At 71.5% G+C, this 5,609-nt stretch carries 5 protein-coding genes, 1 tRNA gene and 1 pseudogene; 1 reads left to right on the top strand and 6 read right to left on the bottom strand.

Going from position 1 to position 5,609, the window contains the following annotated elements:
* Positions 1 to 2: 2 nt before the first annotated feature.
* A tRNA-Lys gene (locus IEZ01_RS10720) sits at positions 3 to 76 on the top strand.
* 303 nt (positions 77 to 379) lie between these two features.
* Here IEZ01_RS10720 and IEZ01_RS10715 read toward each other — a convergent pair.
* The 6 genes and pseudogenes from IEZ01_RS10715 to IEZ01_RS10690 all read right to left on the bottom strand — a co-directional run bounded on the left by IEZ01_RS10715 (position 380) and on the right by IEZ01_RS10690 (position 5,417).
* On the bottom strand, positions 380 to 1,087 hold the full coding sequence (locus tag IEZ01_RS10715; protein ID WP_189201321.1) for a class F sortase: 708 nt from the start codon (positions 1,085 to 1,087) through the stop codon (positions 380 to 382).
* 1 nt (position 1,088) lies between these two features.
* Positions 1,089 to 1,727, bottom strand: coding sequence for a hypothetical protein (locus tag IEZ01_RS10710; RefSeq protein WP_189201319.1), 639 nt, complete (start codon positions 1,725 to 1,727; stop codon positions 1,089 to 1,091).
* A gap of 93 nt (positions 1,728 to 1,820) precedes the next feature.
* Positions 1,821 to 2,600, bottom strand: a complete 780-nt coding sequence (locus tag IEZ01_RS10705; protein ID WP_019886645.1) for an HAD-IIA family hydrolase — start codon at positions 2,598 to 2,600, stop codon at positions 1,821 to 1,823.
* A gap of 80 nt (positions 2,601 to 2,680) precedes the next feature.
* On the bottom strand, positions 2,681 to 4,222 hold the full coding sequence (locus IEZ01_RS10700) for an alkaline phosphatase family protein (protein WP_189201317.1): 1,542 nt from the start codon (positions 4,220 to 4,222) through the stop codon (positions 2,681 to 2,683).
* A gap of 180 nt (positions 4,223 to 4,402) precedes the next feature.
* Positions 4,403 to 4,567 (bottom strand): annotated as a pseudogene (locus IEZ01_RS10695) (FAD-dependent oxidoreductase); the annotation flags it as partial.
* A gap of 73 nt (positions 4,568 to 4,640) precedes the next feature.
* On the bottom strand, positions 4,641 to 5,417 hold the full coding sequence (locus IEZ01_RS10690) for a GntR family transcriptional regulator (RefSeq protein WP_189201315.1): 777 nt from the start codon (positions 5,415 to 5,417) through the stop codon (positions 4,641 to 4,643).
* Between the last annotated feature and the right edge of the window lie 192 nt (positions 5,418 to 5,609).

Below are 5,609 nucleotides of genomic sequence, written 5' to 3'. Positions count from 1 at the left end.
AGGCGCCGCTAGCTCAGTTGGTTAGAGCAGCTGACTCTTAATCAGCGGGTCCGGGGTTCGAGTCCCTGGCGGCGCACGCACAGTCAAGGCCCCCTTACTTCACGTGAGGGGGCCTTGATCGTCCGCTCGGGCACGACGCAGAGCGACGAGATCGCGACATGGCGTCAATTGACCTCTAGGCCAGGGGCGTTCACCGTCCTAAAGTGAACTCGCGGCTCTTGCCCCTGGCTCAGTCACGAGGCATGCACGCGCAGCGTGAGGCTTTTCGGTCCACTGTGACCTCCCGCGGCGCCGCCGGGCTACTCCCGCAGCCCGGGGCTCCCGCGGTCGAGGCCCGGCTCGGCCGGCGGCTCCAGGGGGAGGCAGGCCGTCGGCCGAGTCAGGAGGTGGGGGCGTACGGCGGCGCCGCCGCGGCGGCCCTCGGCTTCGACGCGCCGGTCAGGTACGCGGAGACGACCACGTTCGCGGTGTAGGAACCCGTGGCCCGGTCGAACGTTCCGCCGCAGGTGATCAGCCGCAGCTCGGCCCGGTCGGGCGAGCGCTGCCCGTACACCTTCCGGGCGTCGAACCGCTCGCGTGTGAAGACCTGCACGTCGTCGACGGTGAACTCGGCTACCGACCCGTCGCTCCTGGTCACCCGGACCTTCTGGCCGGGGCGGACCGCGCTGAGCCCGTAGAAGACGGCCGGCTTGCTCTCGGTGTCCACATGCCCCACGAGGAGCGCGGCGCCCAGGACGCCCGGCTCCGCCCCGCCGTCGAACCAGCCGACCGCGTCCGCGGCGGCATACGGCGGCGGCTCCACGGCGCCGGTCGGGTCGAGGCCGCGCGGGACGACCCGGGCCGTGACACCTATGGAGGGGATCTCCACCCGCCGGGGCGCGGCGTGACCCATCGGCTCGTGGGCGGGCGGCAGGGCCACCCCGAGGGGCCTGCCGACCGCGGCCACGTCGCCGGTCGTCGGCGCCGAGCTGCGGCCCGAGCCGCCGGTCGCCTCGCGGGCCCACAGCCACAGGCCGAGCAGGAGCACCGCCCAGGCCACGCCGGTGAGGAGCCTGCCGGTCCCGGCCGGGCGTTCGCCGGTGGGCATCTCAGTGACTGTCCGCGCCACGACGGCGGCGGACGCTGCGCAGGGCCACCAGGACCGCCGCGACGGCCGCGAGGACCAGCCCGATCACCGTGTGCCGGGTGCCCGGGCCCTGCTCCTCAACCGTGGTGGTGTCCGCGGACTCCGGGGCGGCGGCCATCGACGCCGCTCCCCCGCCCCCGGCCCGTACCGGCGCCACAGGGCTGTGGTGCGGCTGATGCGTCGGCTCGTACGTGGGCCGATGGGTCGGATGGTGCGACGGCTCGGGCTCATGCGTGGGCCGGTGTTTGGGGCCTACCTCGAAGGACCCGGCGTTCGGGTGGTCGCGGCCGTCGCAGACGACGGTGACCTTGTACGTCCCTGGAGACACGTCCGACTTCATGGTGGTGTCGCCGAAGAGCGGGTACGTACCCCCCTCGCGTCGGGAGAGCTCCGCGTCGGCGACGAAGGCCTTGGATCTCGCCTTGCCGGCCGTCCCCTTGCAGCCCGTGACCCGGATGTCCACGTCGGCGCCCGGCGCCGCGGTGGAGGGGGTGACGGTGACGTGTACGCCGCCTTCGGCATGGGAGGGGGCGGCGGGGGCCAGGGCCGCCACGGCGACGGCCGCCCCTGCGGCACGGAGAGCAATCGGCCTTGAACGCATCGTGAACCTCCTGGTAGTGGCAGGTTCACCCCGTCCGGGGCATTTCGCATCCGCAGCGGGGCGGCCGGTCCTCCGTATGGCCGACCGTTCGGATCAGACCCGGTCCACCAGGTCGGCGATCGAGTCGACGATGGTGGACGGCCGGAAGGGATAGCGGTCCACGTCGGTGGGGGTGGTGAGCCCGGTCAGGACGAGGAAGGTCTCCATGCCGGCCTCCAGACCGGCCAGCACGTCGGTGTCCATCCGGTCGCCGATCATCGCGCTGGTCTCGGAGTGGGCGCCGATGGCGTTCAGGCCGGTGCGCATCATCAGCGGGTTCGGCTTGCCGGCGAAGTACGGCTCCTTGCCGGTGGCCTTCGTGATCAGCGCGGCGACGGAGCCGGTGGCGGGCAGCGGGCCTTCCGGGCTCGGGCCGGTCTCGTCCGGGTTGGTGCCGATGAACCTGGCCCCCTCGTTGATGAGCCGGATCGCCTTGGTGAGGGCCTCGAAGCTGTACGTACGGGTCTCGCCGAGGACCACGTAGTCCGGGTCGTGGTCGGTGAGGACGTAGCCGATGTCGTGCAGGGCGGTGGTCAGCCCCGCCTCGCCGATGACGTACGCCGTGCCCCCGGGGCGCTGATCGTCGAGGAACTGCGCGGTGGCGAGCGCCGAGGTCCAGATGTTCTCGACCGGGACGTCCAGGCCCATCCGGGCGAGGCGGGCGTGCAGGTCGCGCGCCGTGTAGATGGAGTTGTTGGTGAGGACCAGGAAGGGCTTCCCGGTCTCGCGCAGCTTCTTGATGAAGGCATCGGCGCCGGGGATCGGGACGCCCTCGTGGATGAGGACTCCGTCCATGTCGGTGAGCCAGGATTCGATCGGCTTGCGCTCTGCCATGGGTGCGGGACTCCTGCCGTACATGACGTGCGGTGTTCTGGGGGCGACGCGACAGCGCTGTGGCGACGCCCCCAGACTAATCAGGAAGTGGCGATCGTGACCCCGTCGATCACCCAGTACCAGTTGTTGGACCCGGTGTAGCGGAAACGGAAGCTGACACTGGACGCGCCGGAGGGGACGTTCACGGTGAGGGACTGCGGCTGGGAGATCACGTCGGAGGTGTAGCTCGTGACGAGGGTGGGCGTGCCGCCGTTGAAGCTGGCCAGGACCTGGGCGGTCTGGCTGCCCTCCTGGCGGTAGAAGGTGGTGAAACCGAGCGTCACCTTCGTCTTGCCGCCGACGCCGTACGCGGGGGTGACCAGGGTCGAGTCGTACGTGCCGGAGAACGACTTGTCGGACCACTCGTCGGAGTCGGCGACCGCGAAGACGCCGCGGGCGCGGACGTTGAGCTCCCGGGACTGGCCCGCTTGCGTGCGGGACCAGAACTCGTCGGTGGCGAAGGACCAGCCGCGCCACTCGGTCATACCTCCGGTGCCCATGGCGTTGTTGATGACGGACCAGCCGCTGGGCGCGGTGTGGGTGAAGCCGAGGACGCCGGCCGGGATACCGGTCTCGTCGACCCGGCTGGTGAGGGAGGAGTGCAGGGCGTCGAAGGGGTCGGTGGAGCGCTGCTGGATCGGCTTGCCGTCCAGGCCCCAGGCCGGGTCGGGCGCGATGCCCAACTGGTGGAAGACGGTGGCGGCGACGTCGACGAGACGGGTGTCGATGGGGCGCAGCCCGGCTGCTATGCCGGGGCCGGTGGCGAGGACGAAGGTGCGGCGCTCCTCGATGGCGGAGCCGCCGTGGCCGCCGGCGTCGACATGGCCGTGGTCGGTGCAGACGATGACGGTCCAGCGTTCGGTGGCGTACGTGGGACGGGCCTTGATGGCGTTCAGCATCCGGCCGAGCTGGGCGTCCTGGACGGCGATGGCGTCGAGATAGCGCCGGCCGGTGCCGTAGGAGTGGGCCACGACGTCGGTGTTGCCGAGGTAGACGAAGGCGACGTCCGGGTTCTGGTCGCGCAGCACGCTCACGCTGTCGGCGGTGATGGTCTCGTCGTGGCCGACGTAGCCGTCCCGGTCGCCGTCGAGCACGATCTTGGCGTCGGCGCCGGCGGTGACGGTGCCGTAGGTGTCCAGCGGCTTCCAGTCGACGGCGGCGAAGAGCGAGAGCTGGGGCCGGATCTGGTGGAGCCGGGCGAGGAAGCCGGGGTACTGGGTGTAGTTGCGGCCGGTGAAGGTGTTGTCCCGGACGCCGTGCTTGTCGGGCCACACGCCGGTGGAGATGGTCGACCAGCCGGGGCCGGAGGAGGTGGCGGCCATCGGGTTGGCGTACAGCAGGGACAGGCCGTAAGTTCCGTCGGCCGTCATCGACTTGAGGTGCGGCGCGTTGGCGGCGTCGATTCTGTCGTGGCGCAGTCCGTCCATGCCGACGACGAGGACCTTGTCCGCGCTGGTGCCGTTGGGGACGGTGGGGGCGGCGGCGCGGGCCGTGGCGGCGGTGACGGTGCTGGTGGCGGCGACCGCGGCGGTGGCCGCGCCGGCGGCGAGGACGGTGCGACGGGATATGCCGTTGATCGGCATGGGGATCCTCCGGGGAAAGGATTCGACGGGAGGGTGCGGGATGCCGGCCCTGCGGGCGCGGGCGAGCAAGCGAGGGCATGCCAACGCCCCTGATTCCTCAGGGGCGTTGGTCCATACCCGTTATCTTTCCGCGATGCCCGGGAGGAGACCAGAGACGTGCGGTGAACTCTTGGGTGCGCGTCAGCTGCCGGTGGCGGTCTTTGGCGAGCAGGTCATGCCGCGCCCACCGGGTCCGGTCACCAGCCACACGCCGTCGCGGACCTGCTGCCGGTGCACGACACGGGTGGTGTCGGTGCACTGCGCGTACACCCCGGCCCAGCGGCGGCGGATGCGGGGCAGCAGCCGTTATTGGTCTGTGACCAAAAGCCTCAACTGGCGTCCGTTCTGCGGTGATTCGACAGTGGGGGGGCTCTGCTGTTCAGCCGCCCAGGTGAGTGGTGAAGGAGAACCGGTCCCCTCGGTACAGGGTCCGCACCCGCTCCAGCGGCCGTCCGGCCGTGTCCCGGGAGATCCGGTGCATCAGCAGCATGGGCAGCGCGGGCGGGGTCCCGATGAGCAGCGCCTCCCGGGGCGTGGCGAGCACGGTCTCGATCCGCTCGTCCGCGTCGCCGAAGCCGATCCCGAGCCGCTCGCGCAGATAGGCGTAGAAGGAGGAGTCGGGGTCGAAGTCGGTGTCCAGGTGCGGGACGCGGGCTTCGGCGACGTACGTGGACTCCAGGCCGACCCGTTCGTCGTCGGCGAGCAGGACTCGCTCCATGTGCCAGACGGGCTCGCCGCGCCGGATCCCGATCTCGGCGGCCAAGGCGTCCGGGCAGGGGAAGCGCTCGAGCGAGATGAGGGTACGGCCGGGCCTGCGGCCCTGGCGGCGGACGCCTTCGGTGTAGCTGGCGAGGGAGAGCGGCTGCTCCAGCTTGGGACCGGCGACGACCGTGCCACGGCCTTGCCGGCGCAGCCGCCCTTCGAGCAGCAGTTCGCGCAGCGCCTGCCGGACGGTCTCCCGGGAGACTTCGTACCGCAGCGCGAGATCGCGCTCGGTGGGCAGCAGCCCTCCCTCGCCCAGTTCCTCTATGAGGGCGGCGACTTGCGCCTTCACGGCGTAGTACTTGGGGATGCGGCCGTGCTCGGGGATGCCGGAGCGGACGGGGGCGCCGGGCGCCTGACTGTTCGGGTGGTTCGGGTAGTTCGGGTAGTCCACGGGGGGATCGTCGCAGACCAGGATGAACGGACGGTGCCGGCGCGGACCCTGTCGGCTCCGACCCCTGGGAGCGGCCCGCCGGATCAGCGCAGACGGCGCCGGGTGGCCGCGACGAGAGTGGTGCCGGCCCCGGCCAGAAGCGCCGCCGTACCGGTGGCGGGACCGACCGCGCCGTCCTCCGGCGCGCCCGTA

Origin of the sequence: Streptomyces purpureus (assembly GCF_014648195.1) — a bacterium.
In the GTDB taxonomy this organism is placed as follows: domain Bacteria; phylum Actinomycetota; class Actinomycetes; order Streptomycetales; family Streptomycetaceae; genus Streptomyces; species Streptomyces purpureus.
This window is presented reverse-complemented; position numbering and strand designations above follow the sequence as displayed.